This window comes from Pseudomonas sp. LBUM1679, from assembly GCF_059695565.1.
On record NZ_CP166774.1, the window covers coordinates 6,143,406 to 6,163,280 of the forward strand.

General features: G+C 60.9%; 16 protein-coding genes and 1 pseudogene. 8 read left to right on the forward strand and 9 right to left on the reverse strand.

The window, feature by feature from the left end; translation table 11 throughout:
• Window positions 1-51: 51 nt before the first annotated feature.
• The 3 genes from ACA062_RS28000 (at window position 52) to ACA062_RS28010 (ending at window position 3,505) form a co-directional block, all read left to right on the forward strand.
• A complete protein-coding gene (locus ACA062_RS28000) occupies window positions 52-1,428 on the forward strand; it encodes an L-serine ammonia-lyase (RefSeq protein ID WP_497453934.1) in 1,377 nt (458 codons plus the stop codon).
• A 63-nt stretch (window positions 1,429-1,491) separates the two neighbouring features.
• Window positions 1,492-2,793 carry a serine/threonine transporter gene (locus ACA062_RS28005; protein WP_497453935.1) on the forward strand — a complete coding sequence of 434 codons (1,302 nt, stop codon included), beginning with the start codon at window positions 1,492-1,494 and terminating at the stop codon, window positions 2,791-2,793.
• A gap of 394 nt (window positions 2,794-3,187) precedes the next feature.
• On the forward strand, window positions 3,188-3,505 hold the full coding sequence (locus ACA062_RS28010; RefSeq protein WP_497453936.1) for a DUF3509 domain-containing protein: 318 nt from the start codon (window positions 3,188-3,190) through the stop codon (window positions 3,503-3,505).
• On the opposite strand, the gene ACA062_RS28015 is transcribed toward ACA062_RS28010, so the two are convergent.
• Window positions 3,502-4,002: a phosphate-starvation-inducible protein PsiE gene (locus ACA062_RS28015; RefSeq protein WP_064679662.1), complete on the reverse strand. Its 501-nt coding sequence runs from the start codon at window positions 4,000-4,002 to the stop codon at window positions 3,502-3,504. The two genes, ACA062_RS28010 and ACA062_RS28015, sit on opposite strands and share 4 nt — an antisense overlap.
• 352 nt (window positions 4,003-4,354) lie before the next feature.
• Between ACA062_RS28015 and ACA062_RS28020 the strand changes: the two are divergent.
• A pseudogene (locus tag ACA062_RS28020) lies at window positions 4,355-4,609 on the forward strand (YebG family protein); the annotation flags it as partial.
• 294 nt (window positions 4,610-4,903) lie between these two features.
• On the opposite strand, the gene ACA062_RS28025 reads toward ACA062_RS28020, so the two are convergent.
• Window positions 4,904-5,923 (reverse strand): Glu/Leu/Phe/Val dehydrogenase family protein, encoded by a 1,020-nt coding sequence (locus ACA062_RS28025; RefSeq protein ID WP_497453937.1) that lies wholly within the window; start codon window positions 5,921-5,923, stop codon window positions 4,904-4,906.
• A gap of 182 nt (window positions 5,924-6,105) precedes the next feature.
• Here ACA062_RS28025 and ACA062_RS28030 point away from each other — a divergent pair, with 182 nt between their 5' ends.
• Window positions 6,106-6,909 (forward strand): SirB1 family protein, encoded by an 804-nt coding sequence (locus ACA062_RS28030; protein ID WP_497453938.1) that lies wholly within the window; start codon window positions 6,106-6,108, stop codon window positions 6,907-6,909.
• Window positions 6,910-7,025: 116 nt separating this feature from the next.
• Here ACA062_RS28030 and maiA read toward each other — a convergent pair whose 3' ends face one another.
• The 3 genes from maiA to hmgA are packed head-to-tail and all read right to left on the reverse strand — an operon-like array spanning window position 7,026 to window position 10,286.
• On the reverse strand, window positions 7,026-7,661 hold the full coding sequence (gene maiA / locus ACA062_RS28035) for a maleylacetoacetate isomerase (RefSeq protein WP_497453939.1): 636 nt from the start codon (window positions 7,659-7,661) through the stop codon (window positions 7,026-7,028).
• 12 nt (window positions 7,662-7,673) lie between these two features.
• Window positions 7,674-8,978 carry a fumarylacetoacetase gene (gene fahA / locus ACA062_RS28040; protein WP_497453940.1) on the reverse strand — a complete coding sequence of 435 codons (1,305 nt, stop codon included), beginning with the start codon at window positions 8,976-8,978 and terminating at the stop codon, window positions 7,674-7,676.
• Between the two features lie 3 nt (window positions 8,979-8,981).
• Window positions 8,982-10,286, reverse strand: coding sequence for a homogentisate 1,2-dioxygenase (gene hmgA, locus ACA062_RS28045; protein ID WP_497453941.1), 1,305 nt, complete (start codon window positions 10,284-10,286; stop codon window positions 8,982-8,984).
• A 163-nt stretch (window positions 10,287-10,449) separates the two neighbouring features.
• On the opposite strand from hmgA, the gene ACA062_RS28050 reads away from it, so the two are divergent.
• Window positions 10,450-11,241 (forward strand): IclR family transcriptional regulator, encoded by a 792-nt coding sequence (locus tag ACA062_RS28050; protein ID WP_497453942.1) that lies wholly within the window; start codon window positions 10,450-10,452, stop codon window positions 11,239-11,241.
• On the opposite strand, the gene ACA062_RS28055 is transcribed toward ACA062_RS28050, so the two are convergent.
• The 3 genes from ACA062_RS28055 to ACA062_RS28065 all read right to left on the reverse strand — a co-directional run bounded on the left by ACA062_RS28055 (window position 11,234) and on the right by ACA062_RS28065 (window position 17,114).
• Window positions 11,234-13,789 (reverse strand): LuxR C-terminal-related transcriptional regulator, encoded by a 2,556-nt coding sequence (locus ACA062_RS28055; RefSeq protein ID WP_497453943.1) that lies wholly within the window; start codon window positions 13,787-13,789, stop codon window positions 11,234-11,236. The two genes, ACA062_RS28050 and ACA062_RS28055, sit on opposite strands and share 8 nt — an antisense overlap.
• A gap of 141 nt (window positions 13,790-13,930) precedes the next feature.
• On the reverse strand, window positions 13,931-15,298 hold the full coding sequence (locus ACA062_RS28060) for a DUF1329 domain-containing protein (RefSeq protein WP_497453944.1): 1,368 nt from the start codon (window positions 15,296-15,298) through the stop codon (window positions 13,931-13,933).
• Window positions 15,299-15,320: 22 nt separating this feature from the next.
• A complete protein-coding gene (locus ACA062_RS28065) occupies window positions 15,321-17,114 on the reverse strand; it encodes a DUF1302 domain-containing protein (RefSeq protein ID WP_497453945.1) in 1,794 nt (597 codons plus the stop codon).
• Between the two features lie 133 nt (window positions 17,115-17,247).
• Here ACA062_RS28065 and ACA062_RS28070 point away from each other — a divergent pair, with 133 nt between their 5' ends.
• A complete protein-coding gene (locus tag ACA062_RS28070; RefSeq protein WP_497453946.1) occupies window positions 17,248-17,430 on the forward strand; it encodes a hypothetical protein in 183 nt (60 codons plus the stop codon).
• A 496-nt stretch (window positions 17,431-17,926) separates the two neighbouring features.
• Window positions 17,927-18,694: an N-acetylmuramoyl-L-alanine amidase gene (locus ACA062_RS28075; protein ID WP_497453947.1), complete on the forward strand. Its 768-nt coding sequence runs from the start codon at window positions 17,927-17,929 to the stop codon at window positions 18,692-18,694.
• A 96-nt stretch (window positions 18,695-18,790) separates the two neighbouring features.
• Here the strand turns inward: ACA062_RS28075 and ACA062_RS28080 are convergent, their stop codons facing one another.
• Entirely contained in the window at window positions 18,791-19,702 is a 912-nt protein-coding gene (locus tag ACA062_RS28080) for an SDR family oxidoreductase (protein ID WP_497453948.1), read from the reverse strand.
• Between the last annotated feature and the right edge of the window lie 173 nt (window positions 19,703-19,875).

Below are 19,875 nucleotides of genomic sequence, written 5' to 3' on the forward strand. Positions count from 1 at the left end.
TCCTACAAAAATGGCAGCGATTTCTCCTCCATTGCTTGTATAGGCTTTAGCATGGCTATCAGTGTTTTTGATCTTTTCAAAGTGGGCATCGGTCCGTCCAGTTCCCATACCGTCGGTCCGATGCGCGCCGCCGCGACCTTCGCCCAGGCCCTGATTGACCACCACCTGCTGGACGACGTACGGCGGGTAGAGATCCGCCTCTATGGCTCCTTGTCGGCGACCGGCGTCGGTCACGCCACCGACCGCGCCTGTGTCATGGGCTTGATGGGCGAATGGCCGGACAGCATCGATCCCGCGTCCATTGATAGCCGAATCCAGGCCCTGCGCGAAACCGGCGAGCTCAACCTGGCGGGCAAAACCACCATCGCCTTCAACTGGCAGCACGATCTCCTGCTGCTGGACGAGAGCCTGCCCTATCACCCCAACGCCATGTCCCTGAGCGCCTTCGGCGACACCGGTGAATTGTGGGAGCAAACATATTACTCGATCGGTGGCGGTTTCATTATCGAAGCGGCCGAAGCCGAGTCCGGCATTGCGCCGGCCAGCGACGTCGTGCTGCCCTACGATTTCTCCAGCGCCGCCGAACTGCTCAAGCTCTGCAACCAGCATGGGATGCGGGTTTCCGAGTTGATGATGGCCAATGAACTGGCCTGGCGCAGCGAAAGCGAAATCCGCCAGGGCCTGCTGCACATCTGGTCGGTGATGCGCGAGTGCGTCGAGCAGGGCTTGGTGCATGAAGGCATCCTGCCCGGCGGGCTGAATGTTCCGCGTCGCGCCGCGAAATTGCATCGCAGCCTGCTGGAAATCGGCAAGCCGAATGTCATCACCTCGACCCTGTCGGCCATGGAGTGGGTCAATCTGTTCGCCCTCGCCGTGAACGAAGAAAACGCGGCCGGCGGACGCATGGTCACGGCACCGACCAACGGCGCGGCCGGGATCATTCCGGCGGTGCTGCACTACTACATGAAATTCAATCCGGACGCGTCGGACGACGACGTGGTCGCGTTCTTTCTGGGTGCTGCTGCCGTCGGCATCCTCTGCAAGAAAAACGCTTCGATTTCCGGCGCCGAAGTCGGCTGCCAGGGCGAAGTCGGTTCGGCCTGCGCGATGGCCGCCGCCGGTCTGGCAGATGTGCTCGGCGCCACCCCGGAACAACTGGAAAACGCTGCCGAAATCGGCCTGGAACACAACCTCGGCCTGACGTGCGATCCGGTCGGCGGCCTGGTCCAGGTGCCCTGCATCGAGCGCAACGCAATTGCCGCAGTGAAGGCGATCAACGCCACGCAAATGGCCCTGCGCGGTGACGGCAAGCACTTCATTTCCCTGGACCGGGTGATCCGCACCATGCGCGATACCGGCGCCGACATGCATGACAAATACAAAGAGACTTCACGGGGCGGCCTGGCGGTGAGCTGGGTGGAGTGCTGAGGAGCATTCCCTGACCGTCCGCAACACGTGAGCCCGAGCAAGAACAATAACGAGGCCTGATCGATGACCGATGTACGTACACCTGCTGCCGATAATCCCGCTGTAGACCTGACACGCAGTACTGAAATAACCCACAAGGGCTGGAGCAAACACGACACCACCTGGATGCTCGGCCTCTACGGCACGGCCATTGGCGCCGGTACGCTGTTCCTGCCGATTAACGCAGGCGTCGGTGGTTTCTGGCCCTTGCTGATCCTGGCCGTCCTTGCGTTTCCGATGACCTTTTTCGCCCACCGCGGCCTGACCCGTTTCGTGTTGTCCGGTCGCTCCGGGGACATCACCGAGGTGGTGGAAGAGCACTTCGGCATCGGCGCCGGCAAGCTGATCACCCTGCTGTATTTCTTCGCGATCTTCCCGATTCTGCTGGTGTACAGCGTGGCGCTGACCAACACCCTGAGCAGTTTCATGGAGCATCAGTTGCACATCGCCCCGCCACCGCGGGCGATTTTGTCGCTGGGGTTGATCCTCGGTCTGATGGCCATCGTTCGTTGCGGCCAGGGGGTCATCGTCAAATGCATGAGCGTGCTGGTTTACCCGTTCGTCGCGGCGTTGCTGCTGCTCGGCCTGAGCCTGATCCCGAACTGGAACGGCGCCTTCTTCGCCACCGCCAGTGAAGGCATGCCGCTGCCGATGTTCTTCCAGACGCTGTGGCTGGCGATCCCGGTGATGGTGTTCTCGTTCAACCATTCGCCGATCATCTCCGCCTTCGCCGTCGATCAGAAACAACGCTATGGCGAACAGGCCGAGCGCAAGAGCAGCGGCATCCTGGCCATCGCCCACGGGATGATGGTCGTTACCGTGATGTTCTTCTGCTTCAGCTGTGTGCTGGCGCTGTCCCCGGCCGACCTGGCCGCGGCGAAGGCACAGAACATCTCGATCCTGTCGTACCTGGCCAACCACTTCCAGACCCCGGTCATTGCTTACGCGGCACCGCTGATTGCGCTGGTGGCAATCACCAAATCCTTCCTCGGCCATTACATCGGCGCCAGCGAAGGCTTTCAGGGCCTGATCGTGAAAAGCCTGCGCGGCCGTGGCCGGGTGATGTCGGCGAGCTGGCTGAACCGCGCGACGGCGCTGTTCATGATCCTCAGCTGCTGGGCCGTGGCGACCTTCAACCCGAGCATCCTGGGCATGATCGAAACCCTCGGCGGGCCGATCATTGCATGCCTGTTGTTCCTGATGCCGATGTACGCCATCCGTCGCGTGCCGGCATTGCGCCAGTACTCGGGACAGGCCTCGAACGTGTTCGTGGTGCTGATCGGTTTGATTGCACTGTCTGCGATCATTTATTCATTCATGCCCTGATACGGGCAGCCCCCCCTGGCCCTGAAACGGGCAGCCCCCCCTGTAGGAGCTGGCTTGCCAGCGAAGGCGGTAGAACATTCAACACATGTGTTGGCTGTCAGGACGCCTTCGCTGGCAAGCCAGCTCCTACAGATCGGCCAACAGTCCTCCCGCCGTATTCACTGTCCGACAATTTTCCCGGCATGCCCCTTGCTTTGCTTCAGGTAGGAGCTGCCGCAGGCTGCGATCTTTTGATTCTGCTTTTCAAAAACAAGATCAAAAGATCGCAGCCTGCGGCAGCGCCTACAAAAGCGATGATGGCGATATGGCTATGAAATGCCGATGGTCTGGTGTTGCGAACCAATCCGATCTCGTCCGGTCAACAACTGCACGTTCAATCAGGCGGTGACGCATCATGGACAACCCTTTTCAGCTTATTACCGATGCCTTCGCACCGGATTACCAGATCAACCTGAGCATTCAGGGTCTGGACGGCAGCATCATGCTGACCCTGTCCAACAGCGGGCACGTGGTGGCCAAACGGATGATCAGCGCCGAACAACGCAACGACCCCAAACGCCTTAAACGCCTGGTGGAAAGCATTCAGTTCGGCATCGCCATCGAGCAGGGCCACAGCGCCGTGGCCATCCTCGAAGCCATGACCGACGGCGACAATCGCAACCTGCCGCCACCCCAGGTCAAAAGCCACAGCCAGCCGGCCGTGGGGCTTTAAATCTCGCCCTTCTCCACTTCGGGATGTTCACCGGAACCCGCACCGATCTTGCGCTGCGGGTGCTCGATCTTCACCGAAGGGAATTGCGACGAGGCATAACGCACCACCAGGATCGAAAACGCCAGCAGCAGAATCCCGCCGCACAGGTAGATGATCCCCACATCCGGCGGATTGTGGTGCGAGACGTTGGAGATCAGCAGCCGCGTCAGCGCGGTGATCGCCACATAGATCAGGAAGCGCACCGGCATGTGGTTGGTCTTGAAGTAAATCCCGACCATCGCCCCCAGTTCCAGGTAGATGAACAGCAGCAAGATGTCATCGATCTTGATGTGCCCTTCTTCGAGCATCCCCAGAAACTCCATCACCGCCGCCCACGCGGTCACCGCACCGATGGCGAACAGCGCCAGGTAGTGGAAGGTTTCGACAAACAGGTTGCCCAGGGACTCGGCCAGTTGGTGCACGTTCTGCCGCAGCTTCTCGGCCCAGTTGATTTTCACGATGATTCTTCCTTAGCTCGGTTCGAGCGGATGATGCGGGTTGGACGTGACGGTTGTTCTGCATGCAGAAAAAAGGCCAGGGATGTGGGTGAGATGATGGCTGCGGGAAATGAGGCACGTCTGCGGTGTCTGGACGGACGCCTTCGCGGGCAAGCCCCGCTCCTACGGATCACAGACCTGTAGGAGCGAGGCTTGCCCGCGAACGGCTTGACGCGGTTTACCCTGACAAACCCTGAATTCGATCTACAGTCAAAAGCCACTACCCAAAGCGACGGGATTCGCTTATCCTTAGCTGTATATAGATACAGTAGTCGATACAGACAACTTAATGTGAAGGCATGTGAGGTGGTGAATGGCCGTCGAAGTGGTATACCGCAGCAGCCGAGATCTGGAGCGCTTGTTCATGGATAAAGCCGAAGCTGACCGTCATGACAAAATGCTCGAACTGGCTGAATTGCTGGCCGAGGTGTTGCAGAAAGCCGTTCCGTCCCTGACTGAACAGCAAGTGGAAGAAGCCGGGATCTACATGGCAAAAAATCGCGACGTGTTTGCCAAGGCGTTCAAGAGCCAGCCGGATGCCTTGTCCGAACTGCTGAACGCGCCTGCTGAAGTCGCTGAACCTGTAAAAGCGGCTGCTCCTGTTAAAGCGGCTGCACCGGTTGAAGCAGCACCGGTCGAAGTACCGAGCGCTGAGCCGACCAAGCCAGCCAAAGCGGCCAAGACGCCGAAGTAAGCAACGCCCAAATTGAATAGGCCCCGAATGGAATAATTCAGGGCCTTTTTCATTTCAAGATCAAAGGATCGCAGCCTCGCTCCGCTCGACAGCTCCTACATTGGAACGCGCACTCCTGTAGGAGCTGTCGAGCGGAGCGAGGCTGCGATCTTTTGATCTGTTTCTAATTCAACGGTACAACACTTTCTCCGCCAACTCGTCCGCCACCCGCGCCGGGGAGCGTTTTTCCGCCTGGGCATGGGCAAAGACTTCGGTCAGGCGCGAGCTGATTTTCGACAGGTGTGCGGTGATGGTCGTCAGCGCTTCGCCGCGATGCTTGAGCGAGACGTAGATCAGCCCGCCGGCATTGATCACATAGTCCGGCGCATACAGGATGCCCCGCCGCTCCAGTTGATCGGCAACGTCCAGGTGGGTCAATTGGTTGTTGGCGGACCCGGCCACCGCCGCGCAGCGCAGTTGCGTCACACTGTTGCTGTTGAGCACGCCGCCCAGGCCGCAGGGCGCGAGGATGTCGCACGGCGTACTGAGCAACGCATCGTTGGCGATCGGGTGAGCGCCCAGCTGCTCCATCGCCAATTGCACCTTGCCGTGATCGATGTCGCTGACCAGCAGTTCGGCACCGGCGGCATGCAGCTGTTCGGCAAGGGCGTACCCCACATTGCCCAGCCCTTGAATCGCCACGCGCAGGCCTTCGAGGTTATCGCTGCCCAGGCGGGCCATGGCGGTGGCACGTATGCCGGTGAACACGCCCATGGCCGCGTGGGGTGCAGGGTCGCCCGCCGAGGTCGTGCTGGTGACATGCTGGGTCTGTTGGGCGATGCAATCCATGTCCGCTACCGAGGTGCCGCTGTCGATGGCCGTGATGTAGCGGCCGTCGAGCTGATTGATGCAGCGCCCGAAGGCCTCGAACAACGCGGCGCGGCTTTCCACATGCACCGGTCGCATGATCACCGCCACGCCGCCGCCCTGAGCCAGGCCAGCGAGCGCCGCCTTGTAACTCATGCCTTGCGCCAGGCGAACAGCGTCCTCGACCGCGGACTCGTCGTCAGGATAGGCCAGGTAACGACAGCCTCCCAGGGCAGGTCCGAGACGACTGTTATGAATGGCAATCACCGCCTTCAACCCGGTGACCGGGTCGACGCTCAAATGCAGCGATTCAAGGCGAGTGCTTTGCATGAGAGCGAACATAGCAGGGCTCCCGAATGACTACTCGTAGCGCCAGTATAGGCTTGCGCTCAAAAATTGCAGAAGCGCGCCGGAATAAGCGCAGCCGCCAAGCAGGCTTTCGGAAATAACCTGGGATGGCTGGCGCGGGGTACTGGACGAATGTCGCAGACGAGGCTAAAACGAGGCATACCCCGGAGATTTTGATGACGCCGCGCCAATGTTTCTTCGCCTGTCTACAACGTTCACCGCCCGCGCTGTTCGACGCGGCGCTGTGGATCGCGGCCGAACACGACAAAGAGGTGAATGCAGAGGCGGTCCTGAAAGACTTCAAGGACCTGCAGCAGCGGATCAGTTCTGGCTTGCCGATGTTGCCGGTCAGCGAACTAGCCCAGCCCCTGTTGCGGCGCATGAATGACCTGGGCTTCGCCCAGGACGACTTCACGCCCTTGCGCCCGCAGGTGGCCTTGGTCAACAAGGTGCTGGAACGCCGGCGTGGCCAGCCGCTGGCTCTGGGGTTGATTGCGTTGGAGCTGGCCAGGCGGCTGGAAATCTCCATGGTCGGGGTCAACTTTCCCGGGCATTTCCTGCTGCGCGTACCGGGTGCCGATCACCTGCTCGACCCCTGCGGTGGCCGTCGCCTGTACCCCAACGATTGCCGGGAACTGCTGCTGCGCCAGTATGGCCCGAACATGAAACTCAGCGCCGAGCACTTGCTGACCGCCGAGCCGGTGCAAATGCTGCAACGGCTGTCACGCAACCTGCGCCAGTTGCACCTCTCCAACGATGACTACATCGGCGCCCTGATCGATGCCGAACGAGTGCTGGCATTGGGCAACGCCAGCGCCGCCGATTACCTGGCCCGGGCCAGCCTGTATCAACGGCTGGATTGCCCGAACGCCGAGCGCTTCGACCTTGAGCATGCGTTGCTGCTCAGCGACGACCCGATCCAGCGGATACGTCTGACGGATCGGCTGGGACACCTTCCCCCTAACTCAATCGTCCATTGAACGCAGACCCCTTGTAGGAGCGAGGCTTGCCCGCGAATGCGGTGTGTCAGCTACATGGATGCCGACTGACACTCCCTCTTCGCGGGCAAGCCTCGCTCCTACAGAGGTGTGTTGCGTCAAGGGGTATCTGGCTGGTTCGCCGGATGCGCCTTGATGAATGCCGGGTGTGCCGCGGCGAGTGCCGCCACTCGACGAATCCGCGGATACGCCTCGAGCGAAATATTGAAGCGTTCGGCGGCGTAGAGCTGCGGGATCAGGTAGGTATCCGCCAGCCCGGGCTGCGGACCGAAGCAATAACCTTCAGCGCCGATCAACTGCTCTACCGTCGCCAGCCCCTGACTGATCCAGTGCCCGATCCACGCCACCACCTGGGTTTCATCGTGGCCCAGCTGCCGCAGCTGGTTGAGCACGCTGACGTTGTGCAGCGGGTGCACATCGCAACCGATCAGTGACGCGACGCCGCGTTCACGGGCGCGTGCCGTGAGGTCCTTGGACAACAGCGGCACCTGTGGATAACGTTCTTCCAGGTACTCGATGATTGCCGGTGACTGGATCAACAGCTCACCTTCATCCGTGCGCAAGGCCGGGACCCGGCCTTGCGGGTTGACGCTCAGGTATGGCGGTTGTCGGTGCTCGCCACCCGGCGGTGCGATCAGGTTGATCGGCAGCGCCTGATAGTCCAGGCCCTTGAGCGCCAATGCGATCCGCACCCGATAGGACGACGTCGAACGGTAGTAGGTATAGAGTTCCATGAGCCGATCCTCTCAACGTGCCGGCAGCACTTTGCCGCGGCATTCGCCGAAACCGATGGAGGCAAAACCCTCGCGGCTGCAACGGGCGCGCAGGATGATTTCATCGCCGTCCTCGAGAAATTTACGCACCTCGCCCGACGCCAGTTCGATCGGCTTTTTGCCGCCCTCGGTGATTTCCAGCAGGCTGCCGAACTGGCCGTTTTCCGGTCCCGACAGGGTGCCCGAACCGAACAGGTCACCGGCCTGCAGCTGGCAGCCGTTGACACTGTGGTGGGCGACCAGTTGCGCCGCGGTCCAGTACATGTGCCGGGTGTTGCTCAGGGTCAGGCGATGGGCCGGCAGGTTCTGCTCGCGCATGGCTTCGGTGAGCAGCAGCACTTCCAGTTCGATGTCGAAGGCGCCAGCGGCCTGATCGCGCTTGTCGAACAGGTACGGCAGCGGCTGCGGATCGCCTTCGGGACGGGCCGGTTGCGCGCGACGGAACGGTTCCAGTGCTTCGGCGGTCACCACCCACGGCGAAATGCTGGTGATGAAGCTTTTCGACAGGAATGGCCCCAGTGGCTGGTATTCCCAGGCCTGGATGTCCCGCGCCGACCAGTCGTTGAGCAGACAGAAACCGGCGATGTGATCGGCGGCGTCGCCGATGGCGATCGAGTCGCCCAGCTCGTTGCCCTGGCCGATCCAGATGCCCAGCTCCAACTCGTAATCCAGGCGTGCGCAGGGGCCAAAGGTCGGCTCGGTCTGACCGGCCGGCAGGGTCTGGCCTTTCGGACGGCGCACGTCGGTGCCGGACGGGCGAATGGTCGAGGCGCGGCCGTGGTAGCCGATCGGCACGTACTTGTAGTTGGGCAGCAGCGGATTGTCCGGGCGGAACAGTTTGCCGACGTTTTGCGCGTGCTCGATGCCCACGTAGAAGTCGGTGTAGTCATTGATTTTCGCCGGCAGGTGCAAGTCGCAATTGGCCGCCAGCGGCAGCAGTTTCGCGCCTTGGGCTTCGATCTTGCCGTGCAGGGTGCTGCCCTCTTGCAGCAGCTCGAGCAGACGTTCGCGCAACGCCACCCGCGCCTCGCGACCCAGCTCGAAAAAAGCATTCAGTTGGCCGCCACGGGTGGCTTCGACTGCAGTCTTTGCCGCGCCGTCGAACAGACCGGCATCGAGTGCCGCTTCCAGATCGAAAATATGCTCGCCGATGGCCACACCACTGCGCGGTGCCGAACCCTTCACGCTGAATACGCCCAATGGCAGGTTCTGCAGCGGGAAATCAGCATGGCCGTTGGCGGAGGCAACCCAGCTACGAGTGATGGAAGTCTGAGTCATGGGTTATCTCCGGGTCGGGTCGAAAGTGGCGGGCAGCGTGGCCCAGCAGGCATCGTAGGTGTTTTGCAATTGTGGGCAGTCCAGGGCGAAACGGCTCGGGCGCAGCACCTGGCTGGTCTCGAACATGAAGGCCATGGTGTTGTCGATTTTCGTCGGCGCCAGTTCGGCGTTGATCGCCCGGGTGCAGGTTTCGCCGTCCGGGCCGTGGGCGCTCATGCAGCTGTGCAACGACGCGCCGCCCGGCAGAAAGCCTTCAGCCTTGGCGTCGTATTCGCCCTGGATCAGCCCCATGAATTCGTTCATCAGGTTGCGGTGGAACCACGGTGGACGGAAGGTGTTCTCGGCCACCATCCAGCGTGGCGGGAAGATCACGAAGTCGAGGTTGGCCAGGCCGTGCACGCTGGTGGGCGAGGTCAGGACGGTGAAGATCGAGGGGTCCGGGTGATCGAAACTGACGGTGCCAATGGTGTTGAAGCGGCGCAGGTCATATTTGTACGGCACATTATTACCGTGCCAGGCCACTACGTTCAGCGGCGAATGATCGAGCTCGCACCCCCACAGCTCGCCGAGGAATTTCTGCACCAGGGTGGTCGGTTGCTGGAGATTTTCGTACTGGGCGACCGGGGTCAGGAAGTCCCGCGCATTGGCCAGGCCGTTGCTGCCGATCGGCCCCAGGTCCGGCAGGCGCAGCGGCGCGCCGTGGTTCTCGGCGATGTAGCCGCGGGCTTGCGGGTCAAGCAGTTCGACACGGAATTTCAGGCCGCGCGGCAGTACCGCGATTTCCAGCGGCTGCAGCTCCAGCACACCCAGTTCAGTGGCGATGCGCAGACGGCCCAGTTGCGGTACCAGCAGCAGCTCGCCGTCGGCGTTGAAAAACACCCGTTCCATGGAGCGGTTGGCGCGGTAGCTGTAGATGCTGATCCCGGCCGGTTTTTCCGCGCCCGAGTTGGCCGCCATGCTCACCAGCCCGTCGATGAAATCGGTGGGCTCGCTCGGGATCTCCAACGGGTTCCAGCGCAGGCGGTTGGGGGTCACTTCACCCAAGGGGCCGCCGGCCAGTTGCCGGTCCAGTTTGACGAACGCCGGGTGGTTGGCCGACGGCTGAATGCGGTACATCCAGGTGCGCCGCGCTTCGCTGCGGGCCATGGTGAACGCGGTGCCGGAGAACAATTCGGTGTAGAGGCCATAGGGGGCTTTTTGCGGGGAGTTCTGGCCGACAGGCAATGCGCCGGGCAACGCCTCGCTGCTGAATTCGTTACCGAAGCCTGACTGATAAGCCAGCGCGGACGCCGTCGAATCGAGGTTCATGGAGCCTCCTGAACAGAGTATAGGCAGTGGCCTTTCGCTCGGTTGAAGAGGTCTTGGCACGCCCGGGTTATTTTTATCGTAATCCAATTACGCATAACGTAATTTGATTGGTAATGACCGTCAAGCTATAAAGACGCCCATTCGTCCCGGGATCACCGCTTCCATGGAAAAGCCTGACAGCAACGGCAAACAGAAAGTCCGCTCGGCCGAAGTCGGTACCGACATCCTCAAGGCCCTGGCCGAGTTGTCGCCATCGACCTCGTTATCGCGCCTGGCCGAACACGTGCAGATGCCGGCGAGCAAGGTTCACCGCTATCTGCAGGCCTTGATCGCCAGCGGCTTTGCCGAGCAGAACACCACCACCAACCATTACGGCCTGGGTCGCGAAGCCTTGCGCGTCGGGTTGGCCGCCCTCAACAGTATGGACGTGCTGAAAGTCGCCGCCCTGCCCTTGGCCGAGTTGCGCGATGAGTTGAACGAAACCTGCTTTCTGGCGGTGTGGGGCAATCAGGGCGCAACCGTGGTGCATATCGAGCCGGCGGTGCGCGCAGTGACAGTGGTCACGCAATTGGGCTCGGTGCTGCCATTGCTCAGCTCATCGACCGGGCTGGTATTCGGCGCGTTCCTGCCCAAGCGTGAAACCGTGGATTTGCGCGAGCAGGAACTGCAAAACGACAGCGCGCACGCCCTCGCCGAAGATCAGGCCTATGAAACCCTGTTCGGGCAGATCCGTGACCGTGGCCTGCATCATGTGCATGGATTGCTGATGCCGGGTGTCGATGCGCTGTCGGCGCCGGTGTTCAACGCCGTCGGGCACGTGGCGGCAGTGATCACCATTGTCGGCCCGACCTCGTTGTTTCATGCCGACGAAAACGGCCCGGCGGCCCGGCGATTGCTGGCGACGACGCAGGCCGTGAGTTGGCGGATGGGCTACGAGTCGCCCGCCGTCAAATGACAATGCCCAATGCTTTGGCCCTGGCCACCGCTTGAGTCCTGCGTTCCACCCCCAACTTGCCATTGATGCGTCGCGCGTGGGTTTTCACCGTGTGCAACGAGATGAATAACAGATCGGCAATTTGCTGGTTCGAGTTGCCCTGTGCCACTAACGTGAGTACTTCGATTTCACGTTGACTCAACCGGTTCCCGGTGGCGGCCGCCACCTCAGGATCATGACCCGGTTCGGCCCGTCCAATGGCCTGCGGCAACCGTGGCTGGCGCAACTGCAAATCGCGCAAGGCCTGTTGCAGGTGACAACGCTCGACCAGGGCCAGGCCTTCCTGCAACGATTGCCGGGCAACGGCCGGGTTGTCGGTCAGCCAGGCGACTTCGGCCAGCGCCAGGTGCAATTGCGCCTGCAGCCCCGACATCCCGCGCAGCCTGGCCCAATGCAATTGCGCCTCGAGCCGGGCCACAGGCCTGTGCGCCTGTCCCAGATAAACCTCGGTCAATACCAACAGATAGTCCAGGACCGGAATCAGCTCCAGCGTCGCCGGCGGTGCCTGACGTGCGAGGGGGCCCTGATAGTGACGGAGCACCCGGGTCAGGGCTTCATGAGCCAGGTGCGGCCGGCCCTGCTGCAGCCAGAAATGGCAGCTGATTTGCAACAGGGCACTGCGGTACACCGTGTCTGGAATCCGTCGTTGTTGCATCAGCCGTTCGGCGTCACGCAGCAGGACGAAGGCTTGCGCATAATCCAGCCGATTGGCCGCCAATTGTGCCAGGCCGAGGAACCCATACAGCGCGCGTTTATCCTGGTTGCGCAGGCAGATCTGCAGGCCGGTCTCGAAATACGCCGCCGCCTGCGTTTCCCGGCCCTGACTCAAGCTCAGACGCCCACGATGCAGGGCAATCCGTCCCAGCAAGGGTTCGGCCAGCGGTTGCTGCCGCAGGAGCAGGCCGTCCATGTTGGCGAGCAAGTGCTCGGCTCTGCCGCAAGCCCCCCGTTGCTCGAGCAACTGGGCGTGATCGAGTTCCAGCAGGCCTTCAAACACCAGCGAGCCTTGCGCCCGGGCCAGGCACAACGCCTCACGGTTGAGCGCCTGCGCCACCTCGAGTTCGCCCCGCACCAGGGCCTGTTGCGTCAAACCGGACAGGCACATCAGCCGCACGGGCCAGAATGCTGGCCCCAGCGCGTCGAGCGCCTCAAGAAAGTGTGCCCGTGAAGCCTCCATGCGCCCCTGCAAATGCAGCAACCATCCTTGTTGTGCCTGCCAACGCGCGATCAATTGCCGTTGGTGGAACGCTGACGGTTGGGGCAGGAAGCGCGACAAATGGGCGATGCACTCACCCGCCTGCTCGAAGCGTCCGGCAAACAACAAGGCCGCGGTGACCAGCCCGACCAGTTGGGGCGAACCGAGCATCAGTTCTTCGCCTTGTAGCTCGTGCAAACGCAACAGCAGTACCACGGTCTGCTCTTCGAACAGCTGCTCGAAATTGAAATGCTGCAACAAGCTGACGGCGACCTCGTACTCTTCGGCCAGCAAGGCCTGTTCGAACGCGGCCTTCCAGTCCAGTTCGGCGGCGAACCACTGACAGGCACGCCGATGCCAGGAGCGCCCGGCCGGCCATTGTTCGTCGCGCATCAACCGGGTCAGGGGCGCGAAAATCCGCAGCCAGTCTGCCGAGTTTTGCCAAGGCTCGATGAAGCAGCCCAGTTCCTGCAGCGCGCTCAAGCATTGAGTGCCCTCGCCCGCGCCGAACAGGTGATCGCAGAGCCGGGCATTGAAACGTGGCAAGTGGGCCAACACCCGCCAGGCTTCGGCAAGCTCCGGGGTCAGGCTGGCGAAGAGCTCATGTTCCAGGTAATCGTGCAGGGTGTCCGGCCGACCATGGCGTGTGTCGCTGCGTGACCAGTCGCATTTTTGCAGCAGCGCCATCCGTACCCCGGCGCACCAGCCACCACTGCGCTGGAAAATCCGCTCGGCAGCTTTCGCGGCCAGAGCCGGCTCCAGGTGATGCAGCAGGTGTTCGATTTCACCCTGAGTGAACGCCAGCGTGGAGCAATCGCAATCGTACAATTCGTCATCCAGCAGCAGGCGTGGCCAATTGCATTGCGGACGCCGCCGACCGCTCAGCCACCAGGTGACCTGCGGGCTGCTGATGGCCAGCAACCGGTCGAGCAACAGATCCAGTTGCGGCTGGGGAACACGGCAATAGTCATCGAGAAACAGCCAGGTGGTTGTCTGCAGTCGAGCCAGATGCGCCAGCAACGCGGGCTCATCCGATGCCGGCAACCCCAGGGTTTGCGCCAGGCGCTGGCGAAAATCGACCACACTGATCGCCTCCCCCGCCAACGGCAGCCAATGGACCTGACACTGTGCGGGCGCCTGCAACAGGCATTCGACGAGCAGCGCACTCTTGCCGCTGCCCGCCGGTGCGCAGAGCAATTTCACCCGCGCCGTCGATGCCAGCATGGGTTCGATCAACCGGTCGCGCGACTGGTGGTGGCAAGACAAACGGGGCAGGAGTCCAGGACGGTCCAGACACAGCGTCATGGCAGTCATAGTGGTGCGCCTTTTTATAATTGTGGCGCCACCCTAGCCCTGTCCCGACAGCTTGTTGAAGAAGTATTCAACGCACTGATCGACCCCTATAAAAAAGGTGACCTTATGTCACCTTTTTCTGTAGGACGACTGTAGGAAAGCTTACCTCACCCCTGTACTCCGCAAGGCTGCCGGCGTGTAGTCCCCTGCTTTGGCGACGACACCGAATTCGAAGCTGCGTTTCTCCTCGTTCTTCATCCCCAGGGCAATGTAGCGACCGGCAATCAGGTCATACAGCGCTTCAACGGTATACGCCGGGACCTGGTGATCGTAGTAGAACTGCGCATGCCCTTCGGCGACACGCCACAGCTGACCGCGACCGTCGTAGTGGTCGGCCAGTGCGACTTGCCAGCTGTCTTCGTCGATGTACATGTGACGCTTGGCATACACGTGCCGCTCGTTCGGCTTGACCGTGGCGACCACCTCCCAGACCCGGTGCAGCTCATACCGGGTCAGGTCCTGATTGATGTGCCCGGCCTGGATCACGTCGGTGTACTTGAGGCTGGGCGAATCGAGCTTGTAGCTGTTGTACGGGATGTACATTTCTTTCTTGCCGACCAGCTTCCAGTCGTAGCGATCCGGTGCACCGGAAAACATGTCGAAGTTGTCGGTGGTCCGCAGCCCGTCGGACGAGGTGCCCACGCCGTCATAGGCGACTTGCGGCGCACGGCGTACACGTCGCTGGCCGGCGTTGTAGATCCAGGCCTTGCGCGGCTCCTGGACCTGATCGAGGGTCTCGTGCACCAGCAACACGTTGCCCGCCAGCCGCGCTGGCGCGGTGACTTCCTGCTTGAAATAGCTGAGTACGTTCTCATCGCTGCCCGGTTTCAGATCCCCCACCAGCGACGGCACGGCAACCTCGTCCTTGAAGCGGATGACCGTGAAATCCCCATTGGTCTGCGGTGTGGCCTGGGTGATGGTACGGCGCAGGTTACCGCCGTGATAACGGGTGACGTGGTTCCAGATCACCTCGACACCGTTCTTCGGAATCGGAAACGCGTAGTAGCGATTGCCGGTGAAATTGGCCAGGCCGTTCCCGTCATTGATCGGTGTCACGTTCAGGGCGCTGCGCTTGGCCGACTCATTGATGTCCGCTGGCACGGCCACGGTACGGTGGGTGGGGTAAACCGGGATTTTATAGGTCTCGGGGTAGCGCTTGAACATCGCTATCTGGCCATCGGAGAGCTTGTCCTTGTACTTGTCCACCGTCGCCGCGGTGATGGTGAACAACGGCTTTTCATTGGCGAACGGGTCGGCCAGAAAACCCTTGCTGTCCACGGCTCCGGCGTTTTTCGGCAGGCCGCCGGTCCAGGCCGGGATCGAGCCATCGGCGTTGCCAGCCTTCTCGCCGCCCAGCGGGGTCAGGCTGGTGCCAAGCTTGTTCGCCTCTTCCGGCGACACCGCGGCCATGACGTTGGCAGCCAGCAGGCTCAGGGCCAGGGCGCCGCATTGCAGAATCATCTTGCGCATTGATTTCATCCTCTCAGCCAGATCAGAAGTTCACGCCAAAGCTCAACGCCAGGAAGTCGCGGTCTTCCAGGGTGTTGTAGTCACCGCCGAAAAAATCGGTGTAACTCAAGCTCGCGGTATAGGTATTGCGGTAGTCGGCGTCGACGCCGAGGCTGATCGCCTTGGCGCCTTCGTTGAACAGCCCGTTGGGGCCGTAACCGGCGACGTCATGGGACCAGGACAGGTTGGGTTTGAAATTGATCCCGGCGATGACGTTGTTGTAGTCAAGGATGGCGCGGGCGCGGTATCCCCAGGAGGTCGACGTGACAAAGCCGTCGGTATCGCCGCCAAAACCATATTGGCCGTACACCGAGTCGCGGCCGTAGCGCAGCCTGGAGCGGCCCTCCAGCCCGCCAACGTGAACAACCGCCCCTTCACCCACCAGGGTCAGCCGGTCCGCGCCCATCACCTGGTCGATGAAGTGGGTCAGGGTGCTCTGGATTTGCGTCACTTCCTTGCGGCGATAGCCTTTATTGTCAGCGCCTGGCGTCGTCGCGATAGGCGACGCCGCGCCGCCGGCGATCGGGTTGAGCATCGCCAGCGTCAGGTCGGTGCTGTTGAGCTGCACCGGTGCGTTGGGGCGATAGCTGATCTCGCCGGTCCACGCGGTGCCGGTCGGCAAGGTGGTAGAAAAACTTGCACCGTAGAGACGAATGTCTTCCGGGTACTCGAGGTAATACTGGCCGCGACCGAGCATCACACTCTGGGCCAGCGCCGATCCGGTGCCGGGCGCAATAGCGTTGGCGGTACCGACGATGGCCGGGATTTGCGACAAGGTGCCCAGGCCGGCCGTCGTGGTGCCGACGTTCGGCGTGCGGCTGTGGTAGTTCATGAAGTACAGGCCGTATTCGGTATCGTCGCCCAGCCAGCGCAGCGCCGTGCCCCATTGCCCGGAGTCGCGGGCGTCGCGGTCACCGCCACGGGGCACAATCACCCCTTCCCTGCCGACCTGGAAGCCCTGGCCAAACGCGGCGGCAATCGGTTGCAACGGCGCGATGGCCGGGCTGGCGACTGTGTAGCCCGTGGTGCAACCGTCTGCCGCCACGTCACCGCCAAAGAAGGTGCCGCAGTTGTCGAGAACGGTCTGGTCCCACTCCAGTTGATAGAAGCCTTCCACGTTAAGTTTGTCGGTCAGGCCCTGGGAGGCGAACAGCATGTTCACCGGGATCAGGCCTTCCTTGATCTCGGCCCCAGGGCGGCGGAACGCCGAAACGTCGACCGGGTTGATGCTGTTGATCGAGTTGCCGATGAACGTGCTTTCGCCCCAGCTGACCACCTGCTTGCCAGCGCGCACAGTGCCCGGCAGATCGGCGATGGAATAGTTGTGATAGACGAAGGCGTCGAGGATCTGCGCACCGGCAGACTTGGCGCCCTCCTTGCGATTTTTATCGCTGATCGGCTTGAATTCGCGATCTTCGTCCTTCAGTTCGAAGTCGTACCAATACTTGCCGCGGACAAACACCCCGGTGTCACCATACTTCAGCTCAAGATCGTGGATCCCCTTGAAGATCTTGGAGAAGGTTTCGCCCTTCTTGAAGTTCAGCCGCCCGTCGTCACCGGTCGACGCCTGGCCGGTCCCGCCATTGACGATACCCACCAGCGCCTTATCGGCATCGCGCATGCCCCAGCTCGCGCCAACGGACAATGAGGAGTCGAATGTCCCTTCAATTTCGCCGATGTTGAATGAAACGGCCTGCGCCTGGGCACAGCATCCCAAGGCCACCGCGGCGGCCAGCGCCTGCGGTGTGAAGATGGCGCGCATTGTTGTTTTTGTCATGCGTCTTCCCCGGTGAGTGACAGAAGGCCACACCCTACTGCCGCATCCCGAAGGCGATAAGCGCACCAAGGAGGTATTCGTGGTGTCGCTCTAAAGGATGAAAGGCTGCAGCGGGTGGGGTTTTGCCCGGGATATGGATGAGCTGGATGGAGGGTTATCAGCGCAAAGCATGCGTTCACCGGCAACAGCTGCAGAGACTGTTACACAAACTGCAACAGTGCATGTCTGCAATCGCTATTTCTCCTTTGACGCCAAGGGCTTATTCTTGATGGGCTTTCACGGCAAACAGCCTGAAAGCACGGCGAATGGCCTGTGATCGTTCCATTCCATTGGCAACAGTTTTTAGATGAATTGAAAATTTTCGACTCATCGCCCTGTGTTCACTGACGTTGATTTGTAGCTCCTTGATCCAACGTCTTACTTTGGCCGCTGCGCTTGCAGCGGCCTTTTTTATGGGCGGCGTTCGCTGGTTTGGAGGCCACTGCATTTTCCAGCTTGGACACGATCCCTTGTAGGAGCCGGCTTGCTGGCGATGATCGTTAACGATAACGCGTGCGGTCTGGGTAAACGCGGCGCACTTGAGTCCATCGCCAGCAAGCCGGCTCCTACAGGTACTGCGTTATCTGTGTTTCCCGGGATTCAGTGAAAGCCGTTTTTATGAACGAAACTTTTCCATCGCCTACATAACTTTCGGAAAGTGACTACACGATTCTGGAAACATATGAAGCACCGGATGATTAAAGTTAATAACAGCCAGCACTCATTTGCAATCGTGCGCCGACATCAACTTTATTCATTAAGAGTACGCTCCCATGATCTCGACTGATTATAAAAACAATCACTGCACAAAGACCTTTAAAAACCAAATACAATTTCTGGTCTTTCACTATACAGCCGGCACCTTCTCCAGCTCACTCAAAGTACTGACCGGCCCGAATGTCAGCGCCCACTATCTGGTGCCCGACATAACGGATCAGAGCTACCTCAAAGCAGGTCATACCGATCAGGTCATCTTCAATCTCGTCGACGAAACCCAGCGCGCATGGCATGCGGGCATCAGCCAGTGGGGTAATCGAAGCAATCTGAATGACACCTCTATCGGCATTGAAATTGTCAATCTTGCTTCTTTTAACCAAGGAAAGTTCACTTTTCCGCCCTATCATCCCGCACAAATCACGGCGATTGAAGCGCTGGCGCTGAACATCCTTGAACGCTACCCGGATATCACCCCGACCCAAGTCCTGGGCCACTCGGATATTTCGGTCGGCCGCAAGAGTGACCCGGGCCCGCAATTCCCCTGGCATGCGCTGTACTTGAAAGGCATCGGTGCCTGGTTCGACGAGACCACTCGAAATGCCCTTCAGCAGCAATATGTCGAGTCCGAGATTCCAGCCCGGTCCGAATTGCTGAAGATGTTCAAGACTTACGGGTATGACGTGTCCGGTGGGACGCCCGAACAAGGCTTCACCCAGCTTGTTCGGGCGTTTCAGTTGCACTTTCGCCCGGAAAACTATAACGGGGTCATGGATGCGCAAACGGCAGCGAATCTGACGGCGTTGGTTCGCAAGTATTTTTCTTGATGAACCAAAGCCCCCCCAGTTCGTCATGGAAAAACGCTACGTCGAGTAAAAAATGACACCCCAAGCCGCATCCTGCGGCTTGGGGCATCGCACTCCTTAAATCGAATACTTCTGCAAATTCCCCATCATTTCCTTCAACGCCTCAATATTGTCCTTTGGATGCGCCGCCCCTTCAAAATCACAGATCTGCTGCCAATGCGCCGCCACATCCTCCGGTGAGAACCCCACCCGCGGATCAAACCCGGCGCCCAGGCTGCGTTCCCAGCGGACCTTGCCCATCCAGCCGCCACCGACTTCAAACAGCCCGGAGGTTTCCTGGCAGTTTTCGCTGGCCAGGTACACCACCAGCGGGCTGACCAGTTCCGGCTTGAGTTGTTCGAACACTTGCGGGGGGATCAGGCCTTCGGTCATGCGGGTGCCGCCGGTGGGGGCGATGGCGTTGACCAGGATGTTGTTCTTGCGGCCTTCGATGGCCAGGGTGCGGGTCAGGCCGTAGAGGCCGAGCTTGGCCATGCCGTAGTTGGACTGGCCGAAGTTGCCGTAGATGCCCGAGGTCGATGCGGTGAAGATCACCCGGCCGTAGTTCTGCTCGCGCAGGTGCGGCCAGGCGGCGCGGGTGACTTTGTAGGCACCTTCGACGTGGACCCGATACACCAGGTCCCAGTCGCCGTCGTCCATTTTATGGAAGGTCTTGTCCCGCAGGATCCCGGCGTTGTTGACCACGACGTCGACCCGACCGAATACGTCGAGGGCATTCTGGACGATTTTGTCGCCATCGGTGACGGAGTCATGGTTGGCCTCGGCAGTGCCGCCCGCCTCGCGGATTTCGGCCACCACACGGTCCGCCGCCGAAGCGTTTGCGCCTTCGCCCTGGGTCGAGCCGCCGAGGTCGTTGACCAGCACTCTGGCGCCTTGTTTTGCAAAAAGGAGCGCATGCGCCCGCCCCAGGCCGCCACCTGCACCCGTAATAATCACCACTTTATCTTCGAAGCGCACAGACTCGTTCATCGGGGGGACTCCAGCAGGCCAGGGACAATGGGGCCGAGTTTCAGGCACGGCGATGCGGGTCACAATGAACACGGGGGAGGCTGAATGGTGTGCGATAAGGCTGGGGGATGATGAGTTGGAATTTGCGGTGGATGGTAAAAGATCGCAGCCTCGTTTCACTCGTCAGCTCCTAC